The sequence below is a fragment of the Ideonella sp. P3_A4 genome (assembly GCF_056403075.1).
Genome location: NZ_JBFUGE010000751.1, coordinates 1 through 2,635 on the forward strand (window position 1 = coordinate 1; position 2,635 = coordinate 2,635).

Genomic DNA, 2,635 nt, shown 5'->3' on the forward strand with positions numbered 1-2,635 from the left:
CATCAGGCCTCGCGCGGGCCAAAACACTTCAGGAGAGCCCATGTTTGACCACGTCAAATTCGGAGTCAGCGACTTTGCTGCGAGCAAGGCGTTCTACCTCAAGGCACTCGAACCGCTCGGCGTAGGCGTTGTCTCGGAAGGGGTGCCGACGTACGGTGTCGAGCTTGCTCAACCAGAGGGCAAGGTTTCACTGTGCCTGTTCCAAACCGAGGAGAAGCCGGCGCATCTTCACGTGGCGTTCGTGGCCGAGAGTCGCCAGCAAGTCAAAGCTTTCTATCGCGCGGCTCTGGAAGCGGGTGGCAAGGACCATGGCGCGCCTGGTCTGCGTCCGCACTACCACGCGAACTACTACGCAGCTTTCGTGATTGATCCGGACGGGCACAACATCGAAGCGGTCTGCCACCAACCCGAGGCCTGACCCTGTCCATCGTTGAACGGTGATCGCGCCTGAGCCGCAAGCAACCGAGACTCGCGTCTTCTATCCGCCGGCACGCTTGACCGTGCGTCCATCGGCCTGGATGAGCGCGATCACGCGGTCGACGTGGTCACCCTGCACCTCGACGACGCCGTCCTTGGCGGTTCCGCCACTGCCGCAAGCGCTGCGCAGCTTGCGGCCGTAGGCGGCCAGTGTCTCGGCGTCCAGGTCGAGCCCGCGCACGACGGTCACCGTCTTGCCGCCGCGGCCCTGCTTCTCGCGGCTGACGCGCACGATGCCGTCGCCGCGTGGCACCGCAGCGGGGGCGCAGCTGCATTGCGCCATGGGTTGCCGACAAGCCGGGCACATCCGCCCGCTGTCGGTGGAATAGACAAGGCCGCCGGTAGCGCGTGGTTTCATGGCGCCTGATTGTCGCCGCGGACCGCATGGGCGCTCGCCGCTGCCGGCTTGGGGCGGTAGCGGAGGTGCGAGCCTTGGCTTGAGCTCGGAACGCAATGGCCAAGTGCCAACGATCGACCACATCAGTCGCTACCATGTGCCGTGACGTCCCGGCCCCAACCTGAGGCCGTCGGCCGCGCCCACCATGAGGCGCGAGCCGGCCGAACATCCAGCACTTCGGGAGCAACGATGCCCACCGCCAAGGTTTCACCCGCCCGCTCCGCCGCGGCGAAGACGAAGACCCCCACTTCCGCGTCGGCCGCTGCTCTCATCGACGCGCGCATCCAGGAACTCGGCGACTGGCGAGGCGCGATGCTCGCCCGGCTGCGCGCCCTGATCAAAGAGGCCGATCCCCAGGTGGTCGAGGAGTGGAAGTGGAGCAATCCCGTCTGGTCGCACGACGGGCTGATCTGCACCGGCGAGTCCTACAAGAAGGTCGTGAAGATGACCTTCCCCAAGGGCGCCTCCCTGCCGGACCCTTCGGGCCTGTTCAATTCCAGTCTCGAAGGCAGCACCCGGCGTGCCATCGACTTCGCTGAAGGCGCCGAGCTGAACGAAAAAGCACTGAAGGCCCTCATCCGCGCAGCGGTGGACATCAACAAGCGCTAACCGCGCCAGGCAAACAGGAATGTTCGCCGCACCAGGCTTCGTGCACTACCAACTGCCGTAGTTGGACACGATGCCGCGCAGCAGCGCGTCGCGCTCGGCACCCAGGTGGTTGCCGCTGGCGTCACCGGAGGCATCCTTTCCCGCGGCGGTGTGCACCACCACGAGCTTCAGCGCAGGGTCCACGAAGATCGCCTGGCCATGGATGCCTTGAAGGGCAAACCGGCGGTGACTGCCGGGCAATATCCAGGTCTGCAGGCCGTAGCCGTAGTAGGTGCTGCCATGGTGTTGCATGCGCCCGGGCTGAAACGCCTCGGGCTGCCGCGCAGCATCGGTCATGGCCAGCAAGTGATCACGCGAGACGACGGTGACATCGCCCACTTGCCCGTCGTTGGCCATCATCATCCCCAGGCGCGCGTAGTCGCGCAAGGTGGCGTTGAAGGCGCCCTGGGCAATTTCGAGCTTGTCGATCGGATTCAGCAGCCAGGTCGCTTGTGCCTGCGCCCCGATCGGCCGCCAGATCTTCTCGCCCACATAGTCGCAAAGCGTTCGCTTGGTGGCGCTGCGCAACACCAGGCCCAGCACCTCGGTCTGGGCGCCTGCATAGTTGAAGCGTTGCCCTTCGGGATCGCTGCGCTCGCTGACGAGGCGTGCCGCTTCCACGATGCCCTGGCGACGCGCTGCGTCGTTGAATTTGGCTCGATCGTCGCTCGCCGAATAGTCCTCGACATACCGCGCACCCGAAGCCATGCGCATCAAGCTCACGATGCGGGTCTGGCCGTAGAGCGTTCCCTTGAGTTCACGGGCATAGGTCTCGGCCGTATCGTCGAGCGAGCGGATCAGCCCTTCCTCCTGCGCCTTGATGATGCCGAGGGCAGTGATCGTCTTGGCCATCGAGTTGGACAACATGCGCATGTCGGCCGTGCGCTGGTAGTTGTACCGCTCGGCAACGATCTCGCCGTCTTTCAAGACGAGAAGGCCGGTGGCTCTCTGGCGTTGCATGTAGTCGTCCAACGTCAAAGTGCGGCCGTCGTAGCGGTAGCGAAACGCAGTCTCGGCGTCGGCCTTCTTCAACGCCAGCGGCTTCTCGGCCGGAGCGAGCGCGCACGACGGATTGAAGCTGTCCATCGCGCTGAACGACCCGACCAGATAGGC

At 65.0% G+C, this 2,635-nt stretch carries 4 protein-coding genes; 2 read left to right on the plus strand and 2 right to left on the minus strand.

Annotation, left to right across the window (positions count from 1 at the left end):
- The first annotated feature begins 40 nt into the window (after positions 1-40).
- Entirely contained in the window at positions 41-418 is a 378-nt protein-coding gene (locus tag AC1DYI_RS32175; RefSeq protein ID WP_477208178.1) for a VOC family protein, read from the plus strand.
- 60 nt (positions 419-478) lie between these two features.
- Here AC1DYI_RS32175 and AC1DYI_RS32180 read toward each other — a convergent pair whose 3' ends face one another.
- Positions 479-835 carry a translation initiation factor Sui1 gene (locus AC1DYI_RS32180; protein WP_477208179.1) on the minus strand — a complete coding sequence of 119 codons (357 nt, stop codon included), beginning with the start codon at positions 833-835 and terminating at the stop codon, positions 479-481.
- Between the two features lie 228 nt (positions 836-1,063).
- Here AC1DYI_RS32180 and AC1DYI_RS32185 point away from each other — a divergent pair, with 228 nt between their 5' ends.
- On the plus strand, positions 1,064-1,483 hold the full coding sequence (locus AC1DYI_RS32185) for a DUF1801 domain-containing protein (RefSeq protein WP_477208180.1): 420 nt from the start codon (positions 1,064-1,066) through the stop codon (positions 1,481-1,483).
- Positions 1,484-1,528: 45 nt separating this feature from the next.
- Here the strand turns inward: AC1DYI_RS32185 and AC1DYI_RS32190 are convergent.
- Positions 1,529-2,635 (minus strand): serine hydrolase domain-containing protein (locus tag AC1DYI_RS32190; RefSeq protein WP_477208181.1); only part of this gene is annotated, 1,107 nt, incomplete at its 5' end.

What these genes read in the sequence shown, in the direction of transcription:
- AC1DYI_RS32175 (WP_477208178.1), top strand. Translation starts at nt 41, where the DNA reads ATGTTTGACCACGTCAAATTCGGAGTCAGCGACTTTGCTGCGAGCAAG.
- AC1DYI_RS32180 (WP_477208179.1), bottom strand. Translation starts at nt 835, where the DNA reads ATGAAACCACGCGCTACCGGCGGCCTTGTCTATTCCACCGACAGCGGG.
- AC1DYI_RS32185 (WP_477208180.1), top strand. Translation starts at nt 1,064, where the DNA reads ATGCCCACCGCCAAGGTTTCACCCGCCCGCTCCGCCGCGGCGAAGACG.